Origin of the sequence: Pseudescherichia vulneris NBRC 102420 (assembly GCF_000759795.1) — a bacterium.
Lineage (GTDB): Bacteria > Pseudomonadota > Gammaproteobacteria > Enterobacterales > Enterobacteriaceae > Pseudescherichia > Pseudescherichia vulneris.
Genome location: NZ_BBMZ01000002.1, coordinates 26,482 through 51,394 on the forward strand (window position 1 = coordinate 26,482; position 24,913 = coordinate 51,394).

The 24,913-nt window shown below is 57.8% G+C and carries 22 protein-coding genes and 4 tRNA genes; 13 read left to right on the forward strand and 13 right to left on the reverse strand.

What is annotated here, in order from left to right:
• Positions 1-17: 17 nt before the first annotated feature.
• Positions 18-1,349, reverse strand: coding sequence for a MocR-like pyridoxine biosynthesis transcription factor PdxR (gene pdxR / locus EV102420_RS00285; protein WP_042387597.1), 1,332 nt, complete (start codon positions 1,347-1,349; stop codon positions 18-20).
• Positions 1,350-1,437: 88 nt separating this feature from the next.
• On the opposite strand from pdxR, the gene EV102420_RS00290 reads away from it, so the two are divergent.
• The 13 genes from EV102420_RS00290 to leuA all read left to right on the forward strand — a co-directional run bounded on the left by EV102420_RS00290 (position 1,438) and on the right by leuA (position 16,085).
• Positions 1,438-1,872, forward strand: coding sequence for a carboxymuconolactone decarboxylase family protein (locus EV102420_RS00290; protein ID WP_042387599.1), 435 nt, complete (start codon positions 1,438-1,440; stop codon positions 1,870-1,872).
• A gap of 181 nt (positions 1,873-2,053) precedes the next feature.
• Positions 2,054-2,299, forward strand: a complete 246-nt coding sequence (gene nrdH / locus EV102420_RS00295; protein ID WP_042387601.1) for a glutaredoxin-like protein NrdH — start codon at positions 2,054-2,056, stop codon at positions 2,297-2,299.
• Positions 2,296-2,706: a class Ib ribonucleoside-diphosphate reductase assembly flavoprotein NrdI gene (gene nrdI / locus EV102420_RS00300; protein WP_042387603.1), complete on the forward strand. Its 411-nt coding sequence runs from the start codon at positions 2,296-2,298 to the stop codon at positions 2,704-2,706. The genes nrdH and nrdI overlap by 4 nt, the downstream gene beginning before the upstream one ends.
• A complete protein-coding gene (gene nrdE / locus EV102420_RS00305) occupies positions 2,679-4,823 on the forward strand; it encodes a class 1b ribonucleoside-diphosphate reductase subunit alpha (protein WP_042387604.1) in 2,145 nt (714 codons plus the stop codon). The genes nrdI and nrdE overlap by 28 nt, the downstream gene beginning before the upstream one ends.
• Before the next feature lie 10 nt (positions 4,824-4,833).
• Positions 4,834-5,796, forward strand: coding sequence for a class 1b ribonucleoside-diphosphate reductase subunit beta (nrdF, locus tag EV102420_RS00310; protein ID WP_042387606.1), 963 nt, complete (start codon positions 4,834-4,836; stop codon positions 5,794-5,796).
• Positions 5,797-6,149: 353 nt separating this feature from the next.
• Entirely contained in the window at positions 6,150-7,352 is a 1,203-nt protein-coding gene (gene proV, locus EV102420_RS00315; protein WP_042387607.1) for a glycine betaine/L-proline ABC transporter ATP-binding protein ProV, read from the forward strand.
• Positions 7,345-8,418: a glycine betaine/L-proline ABC transporter permease ProW gene (gene proW, locus EV102420_RS00320; RefSeq protein ID WP_042387609.1), complete on the forward strand. Its 1,074-nt coding sequence runs from the start codon at positions 7,345-7,347 to the stop codon at positions 8,416-8,418. The genes proV and proW overlap by 8 nt, the downstream gene beginning before the upstream one ends.
• Before the next feature lie 65 nt (positions 8,419-8,483).
• On the forward strand, positions 8,484-9,479 hold the full coding sequence (gene proX / locus EV102420_RS00325; protein WP_042387610.1) for a glycine betaine/L-proline ABC transporter substrate-binding protein ProX: 996 nt from the start codon (positions 8,484-8,486) through the stop codon (positions 9,477-9,479).
• A 126-nt stretch (positions 9,480-9,605) separates the two neighbouring features.
• Positions 9,606-10,790 carry an MFS transporter gene (locus EV102420_RS00330; protein WP_042387613.1) on the forward strand — a complete coding sequence of 395 codons (1,185 nt, stop codon included), beginning with the start codon at positions 9,606-9,608 and terminating at the stop codon, positions 10,788-10,790.
• Positions 10,791-10,951: 161 nt separating this feature from the next.
• Positions 10,952-11,482, forward strand: a complete 531-nt coding sequence (gene mprA, locus EV102420_RS00335; protein ID WP_042387615.1) for a transcriptional repressor MprA — start codon at positions 10,952-10,954, stop codon at positions 11,480-11,482.
• A 122-nt stretch (positions 11,483-11,604) separates the two neighbouring features.
• Complete coding sequence (emrA, locus tag EV102420_RS00340; RefSeq protein ID WP_042387618.1) at positions 11,605-12,780, forward strand: multidrug efflux MFS transporter periplasmic adaptor subunit EmrA; 1,176 nt, start codon at positions 11,605-11,607, stop codon at positions 12,778-12,780.
• A gap of 5 nt (positions 12,781-12,785) precedes the next feature.
• Positions 12,786-14,333 (forward strand): multidrug efflux MFS transporter permease subunit EmrB, encoded by a 1,548-nt coding sequence (gene emrB / locus EV102420_RS00345; protein WP_042387621.1) that lies wholly within the window; start codon positions 12,786-12,788, stop codon positions 14,331-14,333.
• A gap of 102 nt (positions 14,334-14,435) precedes the next feature.
• Positions 14,436-16,085 carry a 2-isopropylmalate synthase gene (gene leuA / locus EV102420_RS00350; protein WP_042387623.1) on the forward strand — a complete coding sequence of 550 codons (1,650 nt, stop codon included), beginning with the start codon at positions 14,436-14,438 and terminating at the stop codon, positions 16,083-16,085.
• On the opposite strand, the gene EV102420_RS00355 is transcribed toward leuA, so the two are convergent.
• From EV102420_RS00355 to recX, 12 genes are all read right to left on the reverse strand, one after another.
• Positions 16,082-16,840: an AraC family transcriptional regulator gene (locus EV102420_RS00355; protein WP_042387625.1), complete on the reverse strand. Its 759-nt coding sequence runs from the start codon at positions 16,838-16,840 to the stop codon at positions 16,082-16,084. The two genes, leuA and EV102420_RS00355, sit on opposite strands and share 4 nt — an antisense overlap.
• 58 nt (positions 16,841-16,898) lie before the next feature.
• The gene (gene luxS / locus EV102420_RS00360; protein ID WP_042387630.1) at positions 16,899-17,414 is read right to left on the reverse strand and encodes an S-ribosylhomocysteine lyase; all 516 of its coding nucleotides are present in this window, start codon (positions 17,412-17,414) and stop codon (positions 16,899-16,901) included.
• A gap of 159 nt (positions 17,415-17,573) precedes the next feature.
• Entirely contained in the window at positions 17,574-19,118 is a 1,545-nt protein-coding gene (gshA, locus tag EV102420_RS00365) for a glutamate--cysteine ligase (protein ID WP_042387633.1), read from the reverse strand.
• Between the two features lie 78 nt (positions 19,119-19,196).
• On the reverse strand, positions 19,197-19,625 hold the full coding sequence (locus EV102420_RS00370; RefSeq protein ID WP_042387636.1) for a YqaA family protein: 429 nt from the start codon (positions 19,623-19,625) through the stop codon (positions 19,197-19,199).
• Positions 19,622-20,188, reverse strand: coding sequence for a fructose-1-phosphate/6-phosphogluconate phosphatase (yqaB, locus tag EV102420_RS00375; RefSeq protein ID WP_042388573.1), 567 nt, complete (start codon positions 20,186-20,188; stop codon positions 19,622-19,624). The genes EV102420_RS00370 and yqaB overlap by 4 nt, the downstream gene beginning before the upstream one ends.
• A gap of 147 nt (positions 20,189-20,335) precedes the next feature.
• A tRNA-Arg gene (locus tag EV102420_RS00380) sits at positions 20,336-20,412 on the reverse strand.
• Positions 20,413-20,446: 34 nt separating this feature from the next.
• Positions 20,447-20,523, reverse strand: a tRNA-Arg gene (locus tag EV102420_RS00385).
• Between the two features lie 193 nt (positions 20,524-20,716).
• A tRNA-Arg gene (locus tag EV102420_RS00390) sits at positions 20,717-20,793 on the reverse strand.
• Between the two features lie 3 nt (positions 20,794-20,796).
• Positions 20,797-20,889 (reverse strand) — tRNA-Ser (locus EV102420_RS00395).
• A gap of 314 nt (positions 20,890-21,203) precedes the next feature.
• The gene (csrA, locus tag EV102420_RS00400) at positions 21,204-21,389 is read right to left on the reverse strand and encodes a carbon storage regulator CsrA (RefSeq protein ID WP_000906486.1); all 186 of its coding nucleotides are present in this window, start codon (positions 21,387-21,389) and stop codon (positions 21,204-21,206) included.
• Positions 21,390-21,631: 242 nt separating this feature from the next.
• The gene (alaS, locus tag EV102420_RS00405) at positions 21,632-24,259 is read right to left on the reverse strand and encodes an alanine--tRNA ligase (protein WP_042387638.1); all 2,628 of its coding nucleotides are present in this window, start codon (positions 24,257-24,259) and stop codon (positions 21,632-21,634) included.
• Positions 24,260-24,404: 145 nt separating this feature from the next.
• Complete coding sequence (gene recX / locus EV102420_RS00410; RefSeq protein WP_042387641.1) at positions 24,405-24,890, reverse strand: recombination regulator RecX; 486 nt, start codon at positions 24,888-24,890, stop codon at positions 24,405-24,407.
• Positions 24,891-24,913: the final 23 nt, after the last annotated feature.

Consider the following 24,913-nt stretch of genomic DNA (forward strand, 5'->3'; position numbering starts at 1 on the left):
TTCTTTTATTTCCTGTATCACTCCTTTTCGTAAAGCCGCCCTACCCACTGCATCGCCATTTCGGCGGACGTTATATTCGTAAAACTCATCAAGATCCCGCTGCGCCCCGGTTGCGTGCTATGCCAGTCGCTTAACGCCTGTACTGCCAGCCCTCTCTGCTGCGCCCGCGCCACAATGGCTCTGTCATCGCCGTCGATATCGACCACCAGCTGAATGCCGCCGTGCTGAGGCACCACGTTAAACCCGTAATGGATGAGCGCCGCTTCCAGCCAGGCTCGCCGCTGCGCATAGTGCAGCCGCATCTTTTTCAAATGACGCCAGAAGTGTCCCTGCTGAATAAAATCCGCCAGCGCGCACTGCCACAGCGTGGGAACGCTGCACGGGGTGCTGTTGATCCGCTGACGGAACGCCGCAGCTTCGGCGGCTGGCACGACGATCCATGCCGTGCGTATGGCCGGAAACAGGGATTTGCTAAAGGTGCCGGTATAGATCACCCGCTGCGGTGCATCGAGGCTTTTTAACGGCGGCAGCGGCCTGCCGTGATAGCGGAACTCGCTGTCGTAATCGTCCTCAATAATCCACATATCGTGCTGGGCCGCCCGCGCCAGCAGCTGCCTGCGGCGGGGCAGCGACAGCGCCACACCCAACGGGCTTTGATGGGCCGGAGTAAGTAACGCAAACCGTGCCTGGGGCCAGCGCGCTATCGCCGCCTCGATATCCATCCCATTGTGATCCACGGGCACCGGAAGCCGCTGGATCCCTTCCCCATCAATGGCGGGATAGATCAACGGGAAACCGGGATCCTCCACCCACATGCTATCCCCAGGATGGGCCAGCGTTTGCAGGATCAGGCTCATCGACTGCGCATAGCCAGAGGTAATAAATATCTGCTCCGGCTGGCATTCAATGCTGCGGGAGAAGCGCAGGTAGTCGGCGATAGCCTGACGCAGAATAGCCTCACCCGCTGGATCCCCAAGCGTGAGATCGAAGCGCGACTGGGTACGCAGGCGTCGGCCGGTCAGCCGCGCCCATAGCGCACGTGGAAAGAGATCCAGCGCGGGCAAGCCCATCTGAAACGGCTTTGGTTCATGCTCGTCGCCGGGCGGCACGGCGGGTGCCTCTGCTAACGCCGAAGGCGAAGTCTGACTCACGAAGGTGCCCGCCTGTCCGCGCCGCTCCAGCCATCCCTGTGCCACCAACTCCCCGTACGCCTGCTCAACCGTCGTGCGTGAAATGCCATTCTCCTGGGCCCATGTCCGGCTCGACGGCAGGCGACTACCGGTTTTGAGCTCGCCAGAAGTAATGGCGGCTTTAAGCTGCCGGGCAATTTGCTGATAGCGTGCGTCCATTATGGTCTGCCTTTTTAATCAAAATATGGCTCTCCAGAGCAGACCATCATAGTGCTACATTTTCGCCATCTTAACGAGGAGAAGAGTGATGACCCAGCTACTACGCCAGCCTTTCTATGAACTTAGCCCAGCCATCTACAACGGCCTGATTCAGGCCAGCCAGGCGCTGGAGCGATGCTCGCTTGATAACACGTTTATTGAGCTTATCTACCTGCGTATTTCACAGATCAACGGCTGTGCATTTTGTCTCGACAAGCACAGCCGGGCGCTACGTAAAGCGGGCGTTGAGCAGGCAAAACTCGATGCGCTGGCAGGGTGGCGGATCAGCCACCACTTCAGTGATAAAGAGCAGGCGGCGCTGGCGTGGGCCGAGTCGGTTACCCATATTGCCGACAGCCACGCGGAAGAGAGCGTTTACCAGCCTCTGCTGGCCCATTTTAGCGCTGAGCAGGTGAGCGATCTGACCTGCGCTATCAGCCTGATGAATGCATTTAACCGCCTCGCCGTTGCCATGCGCCTGTAATTTCGGCTAAAAGCCACCCGCCCCCGTCGCCATCGTCGACGGGGCATAAGCCTGCCCTAAAACCTATATATAGCGTGGTTGATAATTTTTATAACTACATCTAGTATTCCTGTAAGCAAGAACAACATATCCCGGTGCGGTTTTCCGCGCCGGCCCACCATTATAAATGGGAATACGAATCATGCGCATAACTATTTACACTCGAAACGACTGTGTCCAGTGCCACGCCACAAAACGGGCTATGGAGAGCCGGGGCGTTGAGTTTGAGATGGTGAATATCGATCTCGTTCCGGAAGCTGCCGATACGCTGCGGGAGCAGGGTTTTCGCCAGCTGCCGGTAGTGATTGCGGGCGACACCAGCTGGTCGGGCTTCCGTCCGGATATGATTAACCGCCTGCTGCCCGCCTCCCGCGTCGCCAGCGCATGAGCACTCTCGTCTACTTCTCCAGCAGCTCGGAAAATACGCAGCGCTTTATTGAGCGCCTCGGGCTGCCGGCGGTGCGCATTCCGCTTAACGAGCGCGAGCGTATTCAGGTGGACGTTCCCTACATTCTGATCGTTCCCAGCTACGGCGGTGGCGGCACGGCGGGCGCGGTGCCGCGCCAGGTGATCCGCTTTCTGAACGATCCACAAAACCGGGCGCTGATCCGTGGCGTCATTGCCGCTGGCAACCGTAACTTCGGTGATGCCTATGGCCGCGCCGGGGATGTGATTTCCCAAAAGTGCAGCGTCCCTTACCTCTACCGTTTTGAACTGATGGGCACGCAGCAGGATCTCGACAACGTGCGAAAAGGAGTGAGCGAATTTTGGCAACGACAACCGCAGAGCGTGTGATGCAGACCGCGCCGGACTACCATGCGCTGAATGCCATGCTGAATCTCTATGATTCATCGGGCCACATTCAGTTGGATAAAGATCGTCAGGCGGTGGAGGCGTTTCACACCGCGCATGTCCTGCCGAATACCGTGGCCTTTGCCAGCCAGCAGGAACGTCTGGACTATCTGGTGAGCGAGGGCTACTACGACGGCAGCGTGCTGGCGCGATATAGTCAGGCGTTTGTCGTCGATCTCTTTACCTGCGCCCACCGGCGCGGCTTTCGTTTCCACACTTTTCTTGGCGCGTGGAAGTTCTACACCAGCTATACGCTAAAAACCTTCGACGGCAAACGCTATCTTGAGCACTTTGAGGATCGGGTAGTGATGGTGGCCCTGACCCTGGCCCAGGGCGACGAAGCGCTGGCTCGCCAGCTTAGCGAAGAGATGCTCTCCGGCCGCTTCCAGCCCGCGACGCCTACCTTTTTAAACGCGGGCAAGCAGCAGCGCGGAGAGCTGGTCTCCTGCTTCCTGCTGCGTATCGAAGACAATATGGAGTCGATTGGCCGGGCGGTAAACTCGGCGCTCCAGCTCTCCAAGCGCGGCGGTGGGGTAGCCTTCCTGCTGTCAAACCTGCGCGAGGCGGGCGCGCCGATCAAGCGGATTGAAAACCAGTCCTCCGGCGTGATCCCGGTAATGAAGATGCTCGAGGATGCCTTCTCCTACGCTAATCAGTTGGGGGCACGCCAGGGTGCCGGGGCCGTCTATCTGCACGCTCACCACCCGGATATCTTGCGCTTTCTCGATACCAAGCGGGAGAATGCCGATGAGAAGATCCGCATTAAAACGCTCTCATTGGGGGTGGTGATCCCGGACGTGACCTTCCGGCTGGCGAAGGAGAACGCCCCGATGGCGCTCTTCTCCCCCTATGACGTGGAACGCATCTACGGCAAACCCTTTGGCGATATCGCCATCAGCGAACACTACGAGGCGCTGGTCGCCGACGATCGCATTCGCAAAACCACCATCAACGCCCGTGATTTCTTCCAGCGGCTGGCGGAGATCCAGTTTGAGTCAGGCTATCCGTATATCATGTTCGAGGATACGGTCAACCGCGCTAATCCCATTGCCGGGCGGATCAATATGAGCAACCTGTGCTCGGAGATTTTGCAGGTCAACAGCGCCTCGACCTATGACGAGAACCTCGACTACGCCCAAACCGGACACGACATCTCCTGTAACCTTGGCTCGCTGAACATCGCCCACACCATGGACTCGCCCAACTTTGGCCGCACCGTGGAAACCGCCATTCGCGGGCTGACGGCGGTGTCGGATATGAGCCACATTCGCTCCGTGCCCTCGATTGAAGCCGGCAACGCCGCGTCGCACGCCATTGGTCTCGGGCAGATGAACCTGCACGGCTACCTGGCACGGGAAGGCATCGCCTACGGCAGCGAAGAGGGGATCGACTTTACCAACCTCTACTTCTACACCGTTACCTGGCATGCGCTGAATACCTCCATGATGCTGGCCCGCGAGCGCGGGCAGCGCTTTGCTGGTTTTGAGCAGTCGCGCTACGCCAGCGGCGAATATTTTACGCAGTACATTGAGGAGCGCTGGCAGCCGCAAACCGAGACCGTGCGGGCGCTGTTTGCTCAGGCGGGCATCGTGCTGCCGACGCGGGAGATGTGGTGCCAGCTGCGCGAGGACGTGATGCGCTACGGCATCTACAACCAAAATTTGCAGGCCGTGCCGCCCACCGGCTCCATCTCCTACATCAACCATGCCACCTCCAGCATCCATCCCATTGTGTCGAAGATTGAGATCCGCAAGGAGGGTAAAACCGGGCGCGTCTACTACCCTGCCCCGTTTATGACCAACGATAACCTGCATCTCTATCAGGATGCCTATGAGATTGGTCCCGAGAAGATCATCGACACCTACGCGGCAGCGACGCGCCATGTGGATCAGGGCCTGTCTCTCACCCTCTTCTTCCCGGATACCGCCACCACTCGCGATATTAACCGGGCGCAGATCTATGCCTGGAAGCGGGGCATCAAGACGCTGTACTACATTCGCCTGCGTCAGCTGGCGCTGGAAGGCACTGAAATTGAAGGCTGCGTGTCATGCGCGCTATAAGGAGAAGAGGATGAGCCGTTTATCACGGGTTAGCGCCGTTAACTGGAACATTATTCAGGACGATAAGGATCTGGAGGTCTGGAACCGGCTGACCAGCAACTTCTGGCTGCCGGAGAAGGTGCCGCTGTCGAACGACATTCCCGCCTGGCAAACGCTAAGCCACGCTGAACAGCAGCTGACGATCCGCGTCTTCACCGGCCTGACGCTGCTGGACACCATTCAGAACGGCGTGGGCGCACCGGCGCTGATGGCCGACGCCATTACGCCTCACGAAGAGGCGGTGATGTCCAACATCAGTTTTATGGAGGCGGTGCACGCCCGCTCCTACAGCTCGATATTCTCCACCCTCTGCCAGACTAGCGACGTGGATGCCGCCTACGCCTGGAGCGAGGAGAACGTCCCGCTCCAGCGTAAGGCGCAGATTATCCTGGCGCACTACGCCGCCGATGCGCCGCTGAAGAAGAAGATCGCCAGCGTCTTTCTGGAGTCTTTCCTGTTTTACTCCGGCTTCTGGCTGCCGATGTACTGGTCCAGCCGGGGCAAGCTGACCAACACCGCCGATCTTATCCGGCTGATCATTCGCGATGAGGCGGTGCACGGCTACTACATTGGCTATAAGTACCAGCGCGGGCTGGAAAAAGTAGATGCTGGCGAGCGGGAGGCGCTGAAAAATTTCGCCCTCGATCTGCTGATGGATCTTTATGATAACGAGCTGGCCTATACCGAGGCGCTCTACGCGGGAACCGGCTGGGAAGAGGAGGTGAAAGCCTTTCTCTGCTACAACGCTAACAAGGCGTTGATGAACCTTGGCTATGAGGCGCTGTTCCCGCCGGAGATGGCCGACGTCAATCCGGCGATTCTGGCGGCGCTGTCACCCAATGCCGACGAAAACCATGACTTTTTCTCCGGCTCCGGCTCCTCCTACGTGATGGGCAAAGCGGTGGAAACTGAAGACGCAGACTGGGATTTTTAATTGTTATTTTGGTGGGCCCTATTCTCCACGGGCCCGCCAGGATATTTCCCAAAACAGCCATTCATATTACAAATTTATTTCTTTCTAACGTATGGTTAACCTCTGCTAATTATTCCTCTGAAGGCTGCAAATTCGGAGGAATTTCCGTTGCCGCGGCAAAAAAAATTGCGCCCCTGCATATCGCCGCCAGGCCCTTATATCACTGGAAGTCGCGCCGTTCGCGGTTCGGCAAATTCCATGCCAGAGTGCGATTGAGGGTTGTCTCAGATTCTCACTGTGCTAGGGTATAGCCCGTTCATTATTTCCATCAGGATTGTTATTGATATAAATAAATACGGGAACTTTTTTATTGCATGGCAATTAAACTCGAAGTAAAGAATCTCTATAAAATATTTGGCGATAACCCACAGCGTGCGTTCAAATATATCGACAAGGGACTTTCGAAAGCACAAATTCTGGAAAAAACAGGGCTATCGCTTGGCGTTATCAACGCCAGTCTGGCCATTGAAGAAGGCGAGATATTCGTCATCATGGGGCTCTCCGGATCGGGGAAATCGACCATGGTTCGCCTTCTCAATCGCCTGATTGAACCCACCCGCGGCCAGGTACTGATTGATGGCGTCGATATCGCCAAAATCTCCGACGCCGAGCTTCGTGAGGTGCGCAGGAAAAAGATTGCAATGGTCTTCCAGTCATTCGCGCTAATGCCACACATGACCGTACTGGACAATACGGCGTTTGGTATGGAATTAGCGGGAGTGCCTGCGGGCGAGCGCCAGACAAAAGCGCTGGATGCGCTGCGTCAGGTCGGGCTGGAGAACTACGCCCACGCCTATCCGGATGAGCTTTCCGGCGGCATGCGCCAGCGTGTAGGCCTTGCCCGCGCTCTGGCCATTAACCCCGATATTCTGCTGATGGACGAAGCGTTCTCGGCTCTCGATCCGCTGATCCGGACCGAGATGCAGGACGAGCTGGTGAAGCTTCAGTCGCGCCAGCAGCGCACCATTGTCTTTATCTCTCACGATCTCGACGAAGCCATGCGCATCGGCGACCGCATCGCCATTATGCAGGGTGGCGAAGTGGTGCAGGTCGGCACGCCGGATGAGATCTTAAATAACCCGGCCAACGACTACGTGCGCACCTTCTTCCGCGGCGTGGACATCAGCCAGGTGTTTAGCGCCAAGGATATTGCCCGCCGTAGCCCGGTTGGCCTGCTGCGTAAAGCCCCCGGCTTCGGCCCACGCTCGGCGCTGAAGCTGCTGGAAGACGAGGACCGCGAATATGGCTACGTCATTGAGCGCGGCAACAAGTTTGTCGGCACGGTCTCCATCGACTCCCTGAAGGCGGCGCTGAGCCAGCAGCAGGGTATCGACGCGGCGTTAATTGACTCTCCGGCTCCGGTCGACGCAGAGACGCCGCTTAGCGAACTGCTCTCCCATGTAGGCCAGGCACCCTGTGCCGTGCCGGTAGTGGGTGAGGAGCAACAGTACGTCGGCATCATCTCAAAACGGATGCTGCTGCAGGCTTTAGATCGCGAGGGGGCAAACAATGGCTGATCAATCTAATCCGTGGGGAACCACCGAGGCGGCAGATGCCGCACAATCTACCGCAACGCAGTCCGCCGACGCATGGGGTACTCCGGCTGCGGCACCGACCGACGGCGGCAGTGCAGACTGGCTGACCAGCGCCCCGCCTGCGCCGGAACACTTCAATATTATGGATCCGTTCCACAAGACGCTGATCCCGCTGGACAGCTGGGTCACTACCGGCATCGACTGGGTGGTTACCCACTTCCGTCCGGTGTTCCAGGGTATCCGCGTGCCGGTGGACTATATCCTGAACGGCTTCCAGCAGCTGCTGCTGGGCATGCCTGCCCCGGTCGCCATCGTGGTCTTTGCCCTGATCGCCTGGCAGTTTGGCAGCGCGGGCATGGGCATCGCCACTCTGATATCGCTGATCCTGATCGGCGCGATCGGTGCCTGGTCGCAGGCGATGATCACCCTGGCGCTGGTGCTGACCGCCCTGCTCTTCTGCGTGGTGATTGGCCTGCCGATGGGGATCTGGCTGGCACGCAGCCCGCGGGCGGCGAAAATTATTCGTCCGCTGCTGGATGCGATGCAGACAACCCCGGCGTTTGTCTACCTGGTGCCGATCGTCATGCTGTTCGGTATCGGTAACGTGCCGGGCGTAGTGGTGACTATTATCTTTGCCCTGCCGCCGATCGTGCGTCTGACGATCCTCGGTATCAACCAGGTGCCAGAGGATCTGATCGAAGCCTCACGCTCGTTCGGGGCCAGCCCGCGCCAGATGCTGTTTAAAGTGCAGCTGCCGCTGGCGATGCCGACCATCATGGCCGGTGTGAACCAGACGCTGATGCTCGCCCTCTCGATGGTGGTGATCGCCTCGATGATCGCCGTGGGCGGCCTCGGCCAGATGGTGCTGCGCGGTATCGGCCGCCTCGATATGGGCCTTGCCACCGTCGGCGGCGTCGGGATCGTGATCCTGGCGATCATTCTCGACCGCCTGACCCAGGCCGTGGGTCGCGACTCCCGCAGCCGCGGCAACCGCCGCTGGTATACCTCCGGTCCTATCGGATTAGTGACTCGTCCTTTCATTAAGTAAGTTCTTGCCCGGCGGCACTCAGCTTGCCGGGCCGATCCCTCTCTTCCCATAATTAAGGAACAACGATGCGACATAACGTACTTATTGCCACAGCGTTTGCCACCCTTGTCTCAACCAGCACCTTCGCCGCCGATCTACCGGGCAAAGGCATGACCGTCCAGCCGATCCAGAGCACCATCTCTGAAGAATCCTTCCAGACGCTGCTGGTCAGCCGCGCCCTTGAGAAGCTCGGCTATACCGTGAATAAAACCAGCGAAGTGGACTACAACGTCGGCTACACCTCAATTGCCTCCGGCGATGCCACCTTTACCGCCGTTAACTGGCAGCCGCTGCATGACGACATGTACGCCGCCGCCGGTGGCGATAAGAAGTTCTACCGTGAAGGCACCTTTGTTTCCGGCGCGGCGCAGGGCTACCTGGTTGATAAGAAGACCGCCGAGAAGTACCACATCACCAATATCGAACAGCTGAAGGATCCCAAGATCGCTAAACTGTTTGATACCAACGGTGACGGCAAGGCCGACATGATGGGCTGCTCGCCAGGCTGGGGCTGCGAAGCGGTGATTAATCACCAGAACAAAGCCTTCGATCTGGAAAAAACCGTTGAGGTCAGCCACGGTAACTACTCCGCAATGATGGCCGACACCATTGCCCGCTTCAAAGAGGGCAAGCCCATCATCTATTACACCTGGACCCCATACTGGGTGAGTGATGTGATGAAGCCGGGCCGCGACGTGGTCTGGCTGCAGGTACCGTTCTCCTCTCTGCCGGGCGAGCAGAAGGATATCGACACCAAGCTGCCAAACGGCATGAACTACGGCTTCCCGGTAAACACCATGCATATCGTGGCCAACAAAGCCTGGGCCGAGAAAAACCCGGCGGCGGCGAAGCTGTTCTCCGTAATGAAGCTGCCGCTGGCGGACATCAACGCCCAGAATGCCATGATGCACGCGGGCAAAGCCTCGGAAGCGGATATCCAGGGCCACGTCGACGGCTGGATCAAAGCTCACCAGCAGCAGTTTGACGGCTGGATCAAAGAGGCGCTGGCCGCGCAGCAGTAAGCACTCTCTCCCTCACCTGCAGGTGGGGGAGCATTTTTTCAACAGCACGAACCGACACACGAACCCTCCCCAGCTATCCGCGAATTCGTTATGATAAATAATCATTTATCTGAATATCGCCTACTCATGACCAAATCAACCCATCCGCTCAGCCCCGCGCTGATTGTGCTTATGTCCGTGGCTACCGGCCTTACCGTGGCCAGCAACTACTATGCCCAGCCCCTGCTCGATACCATCGCGCGCGCCTTTTCGCTCTCCTCCAGCCAGGCCGGTTTTATCGTTACCGCCGCCCAGCTCGGCTATGCGGCGGGCCTGCTGCTGCTGGTGCCATTGGGCGATATGTTCGAGCGCAGGACAATGATCGTAGTGATGACCCTGCTTGCGGCGGGCGGGATGTTAATTACCGCCACCAGCCAGTCGCTGGGCATGATGATCCTCGGCACCGCCCTCACCGGCCTCTTTTCCGTGGTCGCGCAAATACTGGTGCCGCTGGCCGCGACCCTCGCCACACCGGCGAAGCGTGGCAAGGTCGTCGGAACGATCATGAGCGGCCTGCTGCTGGGGATCCTGCTGGCGCGCACCGTGGCCGGACTGCTGGCGAACCTCGGCGGCTGGCGTACGGTCTACTGGGTAGCCACCGTCCTGATGGTGGTGATGGCGTTTGCCCTCTGGCGCGGCCTGCCCAAGGTTAAGCAGGACAATCACCTCAACTACTTCCAGCTGCTCGGCTCGGTGTTCTCTCTCTTTACTCGTGACAGGCTGCTGCGTACCCGCGCCGTGCTGGGCTGCTTTACCTTTGCCAACTTCAGCATTCTCTGGACCTCTATGGCCTTCCTGCTGGCCGCCCCGCCCTTTAACTACTCTGAAGGCGTCATCGGCCTGTTTGGCCTGGCAGGGGCCGCGGGTGCGCTCGGTGCGCGTCCCGCAGGCAGCCTGGCGGATCGGGGCAAATCACACCTGACTACCACCTGGGGTCTGCTGCTGCTCCTGCTGTCGTGGGTTGCCATCTGGTTCGGCCACGCCTCGGCGCTGGCGCTGATCGTCGGTATTATCGTGCTGGATCTCACGGTGCAGGGGGTGCACATCACCAACCAGACGGTGATCTACCGCGTTAAGCCGGAGGCGCGTAACCGCCTCACCGCAGGTTACATGACCAGCTACTTTATCGGTGGCGCAGCCGGGTCGCTGATCTCCGCCAGCGCCTGGCAGCACGACGGCTGGCGCGGCGTCTGCGTGGCAGGCAGCGTGATGGCCCTGATCAACCTGCTGGTCTGGTGGCGCGGCTATCATCGGCAATCGGCTACGGAGTAACCACTCCTTACCTTTTATTGACTTAGGTAACGGCGGGGGTGGTAAGGTATCCCCGCTTGGTGACGGTTTCAGGCCCTAAATGTATATCCATAATTAATACATTTACTTTATTTGTCACTATCGTTACTATATCGGCTGTAACTAATGAGGTCATACCAAAAATGGATAGTTCGTTTACGCCCATTGAACAAATGCTAAAATTTCGCGCCAGTCGCTATGAGGATTTCCCGTTCAACGAGATCCTCCTTACCCGTCTGTGCATGCACATGCAGGGCAAGCTGCTGGATAACCGCAATAAGATGCTGAAAGCTCAAGGGATTAACGAGACGTTATTTATGGCGTTAATTACGCTGGAGTCTCAGGAAAACCACAGCATTCAACCCTCTGAGCTGAGCTGTGCGCTGGGTTCGTCCCGTACTAACGCGACCCGTATCGCCGATGAACTGGAAAAGCGCGGCTGGATCGAACGTCGCGAGAGCGATAACGATCGCCGCTGCCTGCATCTGCAACTGACCGATAAAGGTCATGAGTTTTTACGTCAGGTGCTACCCCCGCAGCATAACTGCCTGCACCAGCTCTGGTCTTCGCTTACCGTTGAAGAGAAAGAGCAGCTTGAGCAGATCACCCGTAAGCTGCTTACTCGCCTGGATGAGATGGATGAACAAGACGTCATCCTTGAGGCGCTGCGCTAACGCGACGATCCGCACGACAATCCTGATTACATAAGAAATTGCCAGGCCAGCACAACGTGCTGGCCTTTTGGTGAACAGGTCGGCTCAGCCGATGTGAAATAATAAGATCGTGGAGAACAAACATGAGCGCAAATGCGGAGAGTCAAACCCCGCAGCAACCGGTCAACAATAAGAAAGGTAAGCGTACGCGCATCCTGCTTATTCTGACCTTGCTCTTTATCGTTATTGCCGTGGCATATGGGATCTATTGGTTTTTAGTTTTGCGTCATCATGAAGAGACTGACGACGCTTACGTGGCAGGGAACCAGGTTCAGATCATGGCGCAGGTGTCCGGCAGCGTGACGAAAGTCTGGGTCGATAACACCGACTTTGTGAAAAAGGGTGACGTGCTGGTCACGCTGGATCCCACTGACGCGCAGCAGGCGTTCGAGAAGGCACAGACCGCGCTGGCGTCGAGCGTGCGCCAGACCCGCCAGATGATGATCAACAGCAAACAGTATCAGGCCAACATTGAGGTGCAGAAGACCGCCCTCGCCCAGGCGCAGAGCGATCTTAATCGTCGCGTGCCGCTGGGGACCGCTAACCTGATTGGCCGTGAAGAGCTGCAGCACGCCCGGGACGCCGTAGCCAGCGCCCAGGCCCAGCTCGACGTGGCGGTTCAGCAGTATAACGCCAACCAGGCGATGATTCTGGGCACTCGCCTGGAAGATCAGCCTGCGGTGCAGCAGGCCGCAGCTGAAGTACGCAACGCCTGGCTCGCCCTGCAGCGGACCAAAATCGTCAGCCCCATGACCGGCTACGTCTCCCGCCGTGCGGTTCAGCCTGGGGCGCAGATCGGCGTCACGACTCCGCTGATGGCAGTGGTGCCGGCCTCCGGCCTGTGGGTAGATGCTAACTTTAAAGAGACCCAGCTGGCGCACATGCGTATCGGCCAGACGGCAACCGTGGTGAGTGATATCTACGGCGACGACGTGACCTACACCGGTAAGGTGGTCGGTCTCGATATGGGTACCGGCAGCGCCTTCTCGCTGCTTCCGGCGCAGAACGCCACCGGGAACTGGATCAAAGTGGTTCAGCGTCTGCCGGTGCGTATTGAGCTGGATGCCAACCAGCTTTCCCAGCATCCGCTGCGTATTGGCCTGTCGACGCTGGTCAAGGTAGACACCAGCAACAGCGACGGCCAGATGCTGGCCAGCCAGGCACGCACCACGCCAGCCTATGAGAGTAACGCACGGGAGATCGGCCTCGAACCGGTGAATATCCTGATTAACGATATCGTGAAGGCCAACGCGGGCTAACCCTGATGAGCGCTACGCAACCGAGAAAACCGCTGGAGGGGGCGCAGCTGGTCATTATGACCATTGCGCTGTCGCTGGCGACCTTTATGCAGGTACTGGACTCCACCATCGCCAACGTGGCGATCCCCACCATTGCCGGTAACCTTGGCGCGTCACTGAGCCAGGGGACGTGGGTGATCACCTCCTTTGGGGTGGCAAACGCCATCTCTATCCCGATCACCGGCTGGCTGGCGAAGCGCGTCGGTGAGGTAAAGCTGTTCCTGTGGTCGACCATTGCCTTTGCCATCGCCTCCTGGGCGTGCGGAATGTCGACCAGCCTCAACATGCTGATCTTCTTCCGCGTTCTGCAGGGGATCGTTGCCGGGCCGCTGATCCCGCTCTCGCAGAGTCTGCTGCTCAGCAACTATCCGCCGGCGAAGCGCTCAATCGCCCTGTCGCTGTGGTCCATGACGGTGATCGTCGCCCCGATCTGCGGCCCGATTCTGGGCGGTTATATCAGCGATAATTATCACTGGGGCTGGATCTTCTTTATCAACGTGCCCATCGGTATCGTGGTGGTGGTGATGGCGATGCAGAGCCTGCGCGGACGGGAAACCCGCACCGAGCAGCGGCGCATTGACGCCGTTGGCCTGGCGCTGCTGGTGATCGGTGTTGGCTGTCTGCAGGTGATGCTCGACCAGGGTAAAGAGCTGGACTGGTTCAACTCCAGGGAGATCATTATCCTAACCATTGTGGCAGTGGTGGCGCTCAGCTTCCTGATAGTCTGGGAGCTGACCGACGACCACCCGATAGTCGATCTCTCGCTGTTTAAGTCGCGCAACTTCACCATCGGCTGCCTCTGTATCAGCATGGCCTACATGCTCTACTTCGGCGCGATTGTGCTGCTGCCGCAGCTATTGCAGGAGGTCTACGGCTACACGGCCACCTGGGCGGGGCTGGCCTCTGCGCCGGTGGGGATCATCCCGGTGATCCTGTCGCCGATTATCGGTCGCTTTGCCCATAAGCTGGATATGCGTCGGCTGGTGACCTTCAGCTTTATCATGTATGCGGTCTGCTTCTACTGGCGTGCCTACACGTTCGAGCCGGGCATGGACTTTGCCGCCTCGGCGCTGCCGCAGTTTATCCAGGGGTTTGCCGTCGCCTGCTTCTTTATGCCGCTGACGACCATTATCCTCTCTGGATTGCCGCCTGAGCGCCTTGCCGCCGCCTCCAGCCTGTCGAACTTTTCGCGTACGCTGGCAGGCTCCATCGGCACGTCCATAACCACCACGCTGTGGACCAACCGGGAGTCGATTCACCACGCCCAGTTCACGGAGTCGGTGACTCCCTACAACCCTAACGCCCAGCTTATGTATGACCAGCTGCAGGGAATGGGGATGACACAGCAGCAGGCGTCCGGCTGGATAGCCCAGCAGATCACTAACCAGGGCCTGATTATCTCGGCCAACGAGATATTTTGGATCTCCGCAGGGATCTTCGTGATCATGCTGGGGCTGGTGTGGTTTGCCAAACCGCCGTTTGGCGCAGGCAGCGGTGGCGGGGGCGCGCACTGATCGCTGAGTAAATTGACCGGACTGCGACAGGGATTGTCCGTCCTGATAAAGCCGTGCTCCTGAAATCGCTTCACGATAGTGAAAAGACAACAGGAGCACATCATGCTGAAAGATCCCGCCCAGAAATACCAGCCCTACCCCCCTCTCTCCCTGCCCGATCGCACGTGGCCGGAAAAGCAGATCGCCCACGCGCCGCGCTGGCTCTCTACCGATCTGCGTGACGGTAACCAGGCCCTGGCCGAACCCATGGACGTGGCGCGTAAAATGCAGCTCTGGAATCTGCTGCTCGACTGCGGCTTTAAGGAGATTGAAGTGGCCTTCCCTTCCGCTTCGCAGACCGATTTCAACTTTGTGCGTCAGCTGATAGAAAACCATCATATTCCCGACGACGTGACGATCCAGGTGTTAACCCAGGCGCGCGAGGATCTCATTGCCCGAACCTTTGAGGCGCTGCACGGAGCCAGCCGCGCAACGGTGCATCTCTACAATGCCACTGCCCCGCTGTTTCGCCGTCTGGTGTTCGGTATGGAGAAGGCGCAGGTGATTGAGCTCGCAACCCGCAGCACGCGCCAGATTCGTAAGCTGTGCGAAGAGAACCCGCAAACGCACTGGCAGTATGAGTATTCGCCGGAAACCTTCTGCTTTACCGAGCCAGAGTTCGCCCTGGAGATCTGCGAAGCAGTGGCGGCTATCTGGCAGCCCAGCGCCGAACGCCCCATGATCATCAACCTGCCCGCCACCGTGGAGGTGAATACGCCCAACGTCTACGCCGATCAAATTGAGTGGTTCTGCCGCCATTTTAGCCAGCGCGAGGCGGTCTGCATCAGCGTCCATCCACATAACGATCGCGGCACGGGCGTGGCGAGCGCCGAGCTGGCAGTGATGGCGGGCGCAGATCGCGTTGAAGGCTGTCTGTTTGGCAACGGCGAGCGCACTGGCAACGTCTGCCTGGTGACGCTGGCGATGAATCTCTACAGCCAGGGCGTCACGCCGGGGCTGGATTTCAGCGATATGACGCGCGTAGTAGAGGTGGTTGAAAGCTGCAATCAGCTGCCGGTGCACCCGCGTCACCCCTGGGCCGGACGGCTGGCCTACACCGCCTTCTCTGGTTCACACCAGGACGCAATTAAGAAAGGCTTCGACGCGCGCAGGCCCGGCGAACGCTGGGAGATGCCCTATCTGCCGATCGATCCGCAGGATATCGGCTGCACCTATGAGGCGGTGATCCGCGTCAATAGCCAGTCGGGCAAGAGCGGCAGCGCATGGCTTATCGAACAGAATCACGGCCTGACGCTGCCCCGCGCCCTGCAGCAGGACTTCAGCCAGCACGTGCAGCGGGAAGCCGACGAGGGCGGCAAAGAGATGACGCAAAATGCGCTCTGGCAGCTTTTCCGCAGTCGCTATGGGTTGGTGCCAGCACCACGCTTTCATCTGCTCAGCTACAGCAGTGAAAGCCAGCAGGATGGACTGTTACGGTTAACCGCTGCCATTTCGCACGACGGTGAAACGCGGCAGCTTGAAGGGTGCGGCAATGGGCTGCTCTCTGCCGCAGCCAGCGGGTTATCGTCATGGGTCGCGCAGTCGTTTGTGATAAAAGATTATCACGAGCACACCCTGGGCGAGCGCAGCGATAGCCGTTCGGTCGCCTATATTCACTGTCTGTTTCAGGATGGCAGCAGCCGGTGGGGCGTAGGCATCGATAACGACGTTGCTCGCGCGTCACTCCAGGCGCTGTTGAATACGCTGGCCTAACGAAAGTAGTCGCTGGGTGAAACGCCCATCACCCGGCGAAACATGGCGGTAAAGGCGCTATGGCTGCCGTAGCCGGTATCCAGCGCCACACGCAGCACCGACTGCCCCTGCGCCAGGCGCAGCAGAGCCGCCATCAGGCGAGCCCGGCGCACCCACTCGCCAAAGCTTAAACCCGTCTGCTGCTGAAAATGGCGGTTCAGGGTGCGCTCACTCATGTTGGTCACGCTCGCCGCCAGGGCGGGCGTCCACTCTCGGGCAGGCTCTTCGCCGATCCGCTGACACAGCGTGCGCAGCAGGTCGCTGTGCGGTTCAGGAAGATGGAAAGGCAGCGCCTGCATCACCCGGATCTCATCAAGGATCAGCTCATAGATTCGCTCATCGCGGCTGCCGGGCGCGTAGCGCTCAGCCAGATCGAACGATGAAACAATCAGCTCGCGCAGCAGAGGAGAAATTTGCACGATTTGGCAGGCCGCAGGCAGGTCAGCGCGGGCCAGCGGATCGATAAACAGCGTGCGGGCAGCAACGTTGCCGGTAATACGTAACGCGTGCTGCGTCGCGGCAGGGAGCCAGACGCCCCGCCCAGGCGGCACCACCCAGCAGCCTGCTGCGGTCTCAACCCTGACCACGCCGCTCAGGCTATGCAGCAGCTGGGCGCAGTCGTGCTGATGCCACGGCTCACTGTCGCCATGCGCGTAATCATGGGCAAAGGGGATCAGCGGGCGATGGGTAAACGAGAAGGTCGTGGTGGTGGTCATTGCCGGGCGCGGTGCCTGTCGTAGGCCCGGTAAGCGCGAGCGCCACCGGGCACGTCCACTAGATGTGCAGCTCTTGCAACTTATCTTTCGGCAGCGCCAGCTCGTCGTTGCTGTTGACGCGCACGTCGCGCTCCAGGATATGCCGCGCAATCTCCTGCGCCTCGTCCAGAGAGTGCATCTGATAGGTGCCGCACTGGTAGACGTTCAGCTCAGGGATCTGGTTCTGCTCTTTCACCTTCAGCACGTCAGCCATCGCCGCTTTCCAGGCATCGGCAACACGCTGCTCGTCAGGCGTGCCAATCAGGCTCATGTAGAAGCCGGTACGGCAGCCCATCGGCGAGATATCGATGATCTCCACGCCGTTGCCGTTCAGGTGGTCGCGCATAAAACCTGCGAACAGGTGCTCCAGCGTATGGATGCCCTTCTCCGGCATCACTTCTTTGTTCGGGATGCAGAAACGCAGGTCGAAGACGGTGATGGCATCGCCGTGCGGCGTGTTCATGGTTTTCGCAACGCGAACAGCAGGGGCTTCCATACGGGTGTGGTCGACAGTGAAGCTATCCAACAACGGCATTTTTTCACCTCCGGAGTGATTTTTTTAAAAATAAGTGAACTCTTTGAACGCATGCAAGTCTGAATATATGAAAGACGCGCATTTGTTATCATCATCCCTGTTTTCAGAGATGAAATTTTGGCCACAGCAATGTGGCCTTTTTCTTTTCTATCAGCTCTGTCAGGCGTGTTTTGCCAACAGATCTTCAAACGACTCGCTATCCGCCGCCTCAATCTCCCGCAGACGCGCCCAGGATGCATCGCGCTCTTTGGTGAAGTCCTCGTCCAGCAGAACCTCCAGCGGCTCTTCCCGCAGCATATCACGATACTGTGCCGCCAGCGCCTTGCCGGTGCCGCCAATACCGCTTTCAAGCATTGAGTGCAGAATACGCGCCGAGAAGGTCAGCTCCGGATCGTCAAAGCTCGCCACCAGCTGATCGCACACTTCCGCATAGGCGCTGCCGCCGTCAATGCTGTCCAGCGTCAGCGCAACGCGCTTCAGGTCACGGAACAGATCTTTGCCAACGTCTTTTAACGGGAACTGCGCGGTTTCACAGCCGATGCCCAGAGTCAGGCCTGGCTTGCGCCCTTCCAGGATCACACGATTCCAGTTGGTCCGCGTGCAGAGCAACTCGTCGCTACTCATCTCTGGCGCATCCGCCAGCACGCACCAGACCATAAACAGATCGAGGAAACGCACCTGCTGCTCGTCAACGCCCACCGCCGAGAAGGGGTTAATATCTAGCGAGCGAACTTCAATGTACTCAATGCCACCGCGCAGGAGCGCATCCGACGGCGCTTCACCGCTGCGGGTCACCCGTTTCGGGCGCACCGGCGCATAGAGCTCATTTTCGATCTGCAGAATATTGGTATTGATCTGCAGATGCTTGCCGTCCTTCGTCAGCCCCATCTTCTCGTAGTCAGCAGACGGCGTTTTGATCGCCCGTTTCAATGCTGCCACATAACCGTCTAAATCGTTAAACGTAATACCGAGATTGCTTTGCGATTTATTGGTATAGCCGAGGTCGCTCAGACGCAGCGAGGTAGCATACGGCAGGTAGTACATCCCCTCTTCCGTCTTTTCAAACGGCAGCGTAGTGGGTTTACCCTGCAGGAACGAGGAGCAGATAGCCGGAGATGCGCCGAACAGGTAGGGGATCACCCAGCCGAAGCGGTAGTAGTTGCGGATCAGGCGGAAATAGCCGTCAGAGACCGCCTCTTTATCCGTACTGCCGCATTTTGCCTGCCAGAAGGCCATTGGCAGAGAAAAGTTATAGTGCACGCCCGAGATGGTCTGCATCAGCGCACCGTAGCGGTTTTTTAACCCCTCACGGTAGAGCGTCTTGAGACGACCAATATTGGATTTGCCGTACTGCGCCAGCTCAATATCCTGCCCGTTCTCGATGTAGCAGGGCATACTCAGCGGCCACAGCCGTTCCTCTCCCAGGTTGCGCACGCTGTAACGGTGCACGTCGCGCAGCACCGTCAGCATATGATCGATATCGCCATCAACCGGGGTAATAAATTCCAGCAGCGCTTCAGCGAAATCAGTGGTGATCCATTTATGTGTCAGCGCTGCACCAAGCTGCTCCGGATGTCCGGTTGTTGCAAGCGTGCCGTCAGCGTTAACGCGCAGCGTTTCGCGCTCCAGCCCTCGCATAATCCCTTTCAGGACATGAGGATTTTTTTCCAGCCAGGACAGCGCCTGTGATACGTCCGGGATCAAGTTGACCTCCCGCCTGTCGAAATCATTTCTAATAAGCATAATTGTAATGGTTGACGATAAAAGCGTATGACCAACCAATTAGTGCCACCACGTTATACCTTGCAGGGTTGCAGCCGTCAGGACGGCGTAGCGTAGCCCCTTGCCAAGGCATAAAAAAAAGATAACCGGCCCCCACGCAATGCGCATCCATCCCGCAAGCAGGCACAGCAGATCACCGATAACAGGCATCCAGCTCAATAATAGCGTGGCTGCGCCATAACGTTTCAAATAGTGTTGGGCTTTTTCCTGCCAGCGTGATGTTTTACGCTGCGGAAAGAAACGTCCAAGGATAACGTTAGTCACCCCTCCAAGGCTATTACCCATTGTTGCTATTAACAAAAGAAGCCAGGGCTGACTGACGCCAGAGATTAACAGGGCAACCAGCAGCACTTCTGAACTGCCCGGCAGAAGCGTGGCGCTGAGAAAGCTGCTGGTAAATAGGGAAAGGAGTGACAGCGCGTCGCTCACAGCGTACGCACGTCCACCGCATCCATTCCTGCCCGCCGCGCCGCCTCTAGACCAAAGTCAGCGTCTTCAAACACCACGCATTTGGTCGGATCGACCCCCATCAGCTCGGCACAGAGCAGGAAGGTATCGGGCGCGGGCTTGTGGTGCTCGACGTCATCGGCAGCGACCACGGCGGTAAAGTACTGGCGCAGGTTAAGGTGAGTCAGCAGCGCTTCGGCAATGGCGCGCTCGCTGCCGGTGCCTACCGCCATGGGACGACGACCGTGCCACGCTTTCACCACCTCAATCAGCGGCAGCGGCTCTACGGTGTCCAACAGCATCGCCTTCACCGCCTCGGTTTTTTCACGCGCCAGGGCATAAGGATCGAGATCGCCGTGGTTCCATTCAATCACCGCCTGCGCAATACGCCAGGTCGGCGAGCCGTTAAGCGCGACAATAGCCTGCTCATCAAAGCGCATGCCATAGTGCGCCAGCACGTCGTGCCAGGCTTTACGATGAGTAGGTTCGGTATCAAGGATGGTGCCATCCATATCGAAAATCAGACCGTCATAACGTTCGTACATCGCGTTCTCACACTGCGGATAACAGAACATTACTTTAACGTAAACAGGGCGTTTTGTCGCTGATGGCGATAGAGAGTTAGCAGGTAAACAGGATATTTGATAGAGAAATTATGAGGATGAAACAGAGAAGATAATATCAGGAGAAGATGGTGCATCCAGGAGGATTCGAACCTCCGACCGCTCGGTTCGTAGCCGAGTACTCTATCCAGCTGAGCTATGGATGCATTAGGATGGTGCTTTACTGCTTTTTCTAGAAGATGGTGCATCCGGGAGGATTCGAACCTCCGACCGCTCGGTTCGTAGCCGAGTACTCTATCCAGCTGAGCTACGGATGCATCAGGGTACTGCTTTACTACTTTTTCAATGTCGCTCAACTTGCCGCAACACTGCACAATATGGTGCATCCAGGAGGATTACTTGGCTGCGCCTCGCCCTACGGGCCGTTGCTAAAGCAACGTTATCCTCCTTGGTGCTTGCGATAACTTCGCAGACCATGAAACAACAGTTTAGCTGTTATCTCGAAGAAAATGGTGCATCCAGGAGGATTCGAACCTCCGACCGCTCGGTTCGTAGCCGAGTACTCTATCCAGCTGAGCTATGGATGCAAATGGCGGTGAGGCGGGGATTCGAACCCCGGATGCAGCTTTTGACCGCATACTCCCTTAGCAGGGGAGCGCCTTCAGCCTCTCGGCCACCTCACCAACACGCCTCTTGCGAGTGCTTCGAAGAACTTGTTTCTGCTCTTCGTCGCTGCGTTGGCGCACATATTACTTTCTGGGACTTATAAGTCAAACAATTTTTCCCAGCACTGATTCGTTTGCACACTTCGCAAACAATTTGCACTGAAAAGGATCAAAAAGAGTATTTTATCAGCAGGATCCTTGACGTAACGCAGCATAAAGAAAGTGAGCCGAGAAATGAAAATGTCATGCAAAAGGGGGAGAATAAGAAGAAAGAGTGAAAAAAAGCGGGCTGGAAAGAGCCGCGTCTCGCCAGAAAGCGAGACGCGATGATATCAGTAGCTGGACTGTTGTGATTTTTCAGCCTGGATACGCTGGTAGATCTCTTCACGATGAACAGATACTTCTTTAGGGGCGTTCACACCAATTCTCACCTGGTTGCCCTTAACCCCTAAAACTGTCACGGTGACCTCGTCCCCAATCATGAGGGTCTCACCAACTCGACGAGTCAGAATCAGCATTCTTTGCTCCTTGAAAGATTAAAAGAGTCGGGTCTCTTGTATCCCGGCATTATCCATCATATAACGCCAAAAAGTAAGCGATGACAAACACATAAAGTGTAAGCAGTCACGGCATCACATTCTGTTAAATGTAAGTTTAGCCGATATACGCAACTTCAACCTGACTTTATCGTTATCAATAGCGTAGTGGCAAGTACGCCATAACCCAAGGGCTATGGCGTCTGCATTCGCTTTGTTTGTTCTTACAGTTTTGCGCTTACCCAGCCTTTGACGCTGGCTAATGCCGCAGGGAGCGCGGCTGCGTCGGTACCGCCAGCCTGCGCCATATCCGGACGGCCACCGCCTTTGCCACCTACCTGCTGGGCAACCATACCAATCAGCTCCCCTGCCTTCACGCGGTCGGTCACCTCTTTCGAGACCCCCGCAATCAGAGAAACCTTACCCTCTGCTACCGTGGCAAGAACGATTACCGCGGAACCCAGCTGGTTCTTCAGATCGTCAACCATAGTACGCAGCATCTTCGGCTCGACGCCCGCCAGCTCGCTCACCAGCAGCTTCACGCCGTTAATCTCTTCAGCCTTATCAGAGAGGTTTGCGCTCTCCTGCGCCGCCTGCTGCGCTTTCAGCTGCTGCAGCTCTTTCTCCAGCTGGCGGGTTTTGTCGAGAACGGTGCGCACTTTGTCGCTCAGGTTCTGACTGTCACCCTTCAGCAGCTGGGCAATGTCATGTAGCTGCTCACTCTGTGCATGGAGGCTGGCAAGCGCATTTTCACCGGTGACGGCTTCGATACGACGAACGCCTGCCGCAGTGCCGGATTCAGACACGATGCGGAACAGCCCGATATCACCGGTGCGGGAGGCGTGGGTGCCGCCACACAGCTCGGTAGAGAAGTCACCCATGCTCAGCACGCGTACGCGCTCGTCATACTTCTCGCCAAACAGCGCCATCGCCCCTTTGGCGCGCGCATCTTCCAGATCCATAATCTGGGTTTCGATCGGCAGGTTACGGCGGATCTGAGCGTTAACCAGATCTTCCACCGCGCGGATCTCCGCAGGCTTCATTGCTTCAAAGTGGGAGAAGTCAAAGCGCAGCACCTTGTCGTTCACCAGCGAGCCTTTCTGTGCCACGTGCGTACCCAGCACTTCGCGCAGCGCGGCGTGCATCAGGTGGGTGGCAGAGTGGTTCAGACGGATACGTTCGCGGCGGGCTTCATCCACCTCGGCCTTAACGCCGTCGCCCACTTTCAGGGAGCCGGATGCCAGCTTGCCCTGGTGACCAATCGCCTGACCATACTTCTGGGTATCGGTCACGGTAAAGGTGAAGCCGTTGCCTTTCAGCTCGCCCTTGTCGCCGACCTGGCCGCCGGATTCAGCGTAGAACGGCGTCGCGTCAAGAATGACTACCGCCTCCTGCCCTGCGCCAATCGTGTCGACGGACTGCCCCTCAACAAACAGCGCGGTCACCTTGCTGGTCAGCTCCAGGCTGTCGTAGCCCTTAAATTCGGATGCGCCGTCAACGCGGATCATCGCGTTGTAGTCTGCGCCAAAGCCGCTGGATTCACGGGCGCGGTTGCGCTGCGCTTCCATCGCGACGTTGAAGCCCTCTTCGTCGACTTTGATATCGCGCTCGCGACAGACGTCGGCGGTGAGGTCCATTGGGAAGCCGTAGGTGTCATACAGACGGAAGACAGTCTCACCGTCCAGCGTATCGCCAGTCAGCTTCGCCAGCTCTTCGTCGAGCAGCGCCAGGCCACGCTCCAGCGTGCGGGCAAACTGCTCTTCTTCGGTTTTCAGGATCTGCTCAACCTGCGCCTGCTGGCTCTTCAGCTCTTCGCCTGCCGCACCCATCACGTCAATCAGCGGGGCGACCAGCTTGTAGAAGAAGGTCTCTTTCGCGCCGAGCATGTTGCCATGACGGACCGCACGACGAATGATACGGCGCAGCACGTAGCCACGGCTCTCGTTCGACGGCAGCACGCCATCGGCGAGCAGGAACGCACAGGAGCGGATGTGGTCGGCAATCACGCGTAGGGATTTGTTGTTCAGATCGGTAGCGCCGGTCACTTTTGCCACGGCGGCGATCAGATCGCGGAACAGGTCAATCTCGTAGTTCGAGTTAACGTGCTGCAGCACGGCCGCAATACGCTCCAGGCCCATCCCGGTGTCCACGGACGGCTTCGGCAGCGGCTCCATGGTGCCATCGGCCTGGCGGTTGAACTGCATAAAGACGATGTTCCAGATCTCAATGTAGCGATCGCCGTCTTCGTCCGGGCTGCCCGGAGGACCACCGGCGATATGCGCGCCGTGGTCGAAGAAGATCTCGGTACAGGGACCGCACGGACCGGTATCGCCCATCTGCCAGAAGTTATCAGACGCGTAGGCACCGCCTTTGTTATCACCAATGCGGATGATACGTTCGCGCGGGATGCCAACTTCTTTTTCCCAGATTTCGTAAGCTTCGTCGTCGGTTTCGTAGACGGTTACCCACAGGCGATCTTTCGGCAGGTTGAACCAGTTTTCACCGGTCAGCAGTTCCCATGCGTACTGGATAGCATCGTGTTTGAAATAGTCGCCAAAGCTGAAGTTACCCAGCATTTCAAAGAAGGTGTGATGGCGCGCGGTGTAACCGACGTTTTCCAGATCGTTGTGTTTACCGCCCGCACGCACGCAGCGCTGCGCGGTGGTAGCGCGGGAATAATTACGCTTGTCGAGACCAAGGAAAACATCCTTGAACTGGTTCATCCCGGCGTTGGTAAACAGCAGAGTTGGATCGTTGTTGGGTACCAGGGAGCTGCTCGCAACAACCTGATGACCTTTACTATGGAAAAAATCGAGAAACGCCTGACGGATCTCAGCGGTGCTCTTGCTCATAATTATCCTGAAATCAAGCTAACGAAATGTCGCAGCTGGCGTTTCTCCCTGTTACAGGCGACGACCAGCTACTGGAAAAAGTGGGAATAAGATAAGTTTTCTTGACTGCGAAGTAAAATCCCGTATGCAGCCAGGCCGTAAAATTTCACCAAAGTTCTTTAATATCCTCCATCAGGAATCCCCGATAGAGTAAAAAACGCTGTACTTTCACCTTCTCAGCAAAGACCGCTGGCAGCGGATCGCCATATTTGCGCTGGGCCTGCTCGCGGGCAATCTCAATCCAGTCGATGTCGCTTTCGCGCATCGCCTCCTCTGCCGTTTCCCGATCAATTCCCTTCTGGGTCAGCTCCTGGCGGATACGCGCCGGGCCATAGCCTTTACGGCTGCGGCTGGCGATAAACTGGCGGGCAAAGCGGGCATCGTCGAGGTAGCGGTTTTCATAGCACCAGTTCACCACGTTATTGATATCGTCTTCGGTGGCGTCTACCGGCTCGGGTCCGGTTTTGGTCATCACCGGGGCGGTGAGCTTGCGGCGGAACTCCTGTTCGCTGTGGTCACGCATGCCAAGAATACGCATGGCGCGATCGAGCAAACGGGAATAGGCGGAGCGGCGGGGCGAGGTATCTGTCATGGCACACCTGCTGGATAGATAAA

Bases quoted from the DNA above. Each gene is read 5' to 3' on its own strand.
- csrA (WP_000906486.1), bottom strand. From the start codon at position 21,389: ATGCTGATTCTGACTCGTCGAGTTGGTGAGACCCTCATGATTGGGGAC.
- mprA (WP_042387615.1), top strand. From the start codon at position 10,952: ATGGATAGTTCGTTTACGCCCATTGAACAAATGCTAAAATTTCGCGCC.
- emrA (WP_042387618.1), top strand. From the start codon at position 11,605: ATGAGCGCAAATGCGGAGAGTCAAACCCCGCAGCAACCGGTCAACAAT.
- nrdF (WP_042387606.1), top strand. From the start codon at position 4,834: ATGAGCCGTTTATCACGGGTTAGCGCCGTTAACTGGAACATTATTCAG.
- proW (WP_042387609.1), top strand. From the start codon at position 7,345: ATGGCTGATCAATCTAATCCGTGGGGAACCACCGAGGCGGCAGATGCC.
- recX (WP_042387641.1), bottom strand. From the start codon at position 24,890: ATGACAGATACCTCGCCCCGCCGCTCCGCCTATTCCCGTTTGCTCGAT.
- alaS (WP_042387638.1), bottom strand. From the start codon at position 24,259: ATGAGCAAGAGCACCGCTGAGATCCGTCAGGCGTTTCTCGATTTTTTC.
- leuA (WP_042387623.1), top strand. From the start codon at position 14,436: ATGCTGAAAGATCCCGCCCAGAAATACCAGCCCTACCCCCCTCTCTCC.
- proX (WP_042387610.1), top strand. From the start codon at position 8,484: ATGCGACATAACGTACTTATTGCCACAGCGTTTGCCACCCTTGTCTCA.
- yqaB (WP_042388573.1), bottom strand. From the start codon at position 20,188: ATGTACGAACGTTATGACGGTCTGATTTTCGATATGGATGGCACCATC.
- EV102420_RS00290 (WP_042387599.1), top strand. From the start codon at position 1,438: ATGACCCAGCTACTACGCCAGCCTTTCTATGAACTTAGCCCAGCCATC.
- EV102420_RS00355 (WP_042387625.1), bottom strand. From the start codon at position 16,840: ATGACCACCACCACGACCTTCTCGTTTACCCATCGCCCGCTGATCCCC.
- pdxR (WP_042387597.1), bottom strand. From the start codon at position 1,349: ATGGACGCACGCTATCAGCAAATTGCCCGGCAGCTTAAAGCCGCCATT.
- nrdH (WP_042387601.1), top strand. From the start codon at position 2,054: ATGCGCATAACTATTTACACTCGAAACGACTGTGTCCAGTGCCACGCC.
- emrB (WP_042387621.1), top strand. From the start codon at position 12,786: ATGAGCGCTACGCAACCGAGAAAACCGCTGGAGGGGGCGCAGCTGGTC.
- luxS (WP_042387630.1), bottom strand. From the start codon at position 17,414: ATGCCGTTGTTGGATAGCTTCACTGTCGACCACACCCGTATGGAAGCC.
- nrdI (WP_042387603.1), top strand. From the start codon at position 2,296: ATGAGCACTCTCGTCTACTTCTCCAGCAGCTCGGAAAATACGCAGCGC.
- proV (WP_042387607.1), top strand. From the start codon at position 6,150: ATGGCAATTAAACTCGAAGTAAAGAATCTCTATAAAATATTTGGCGAT.
- EV102420_RS00330 (WP_042387613.1), top strand. From the start codon at position 9,606: ATGACCAAATCAACCCATCCGCTCAGCCCCGCGCTGATTGTGCTTATG.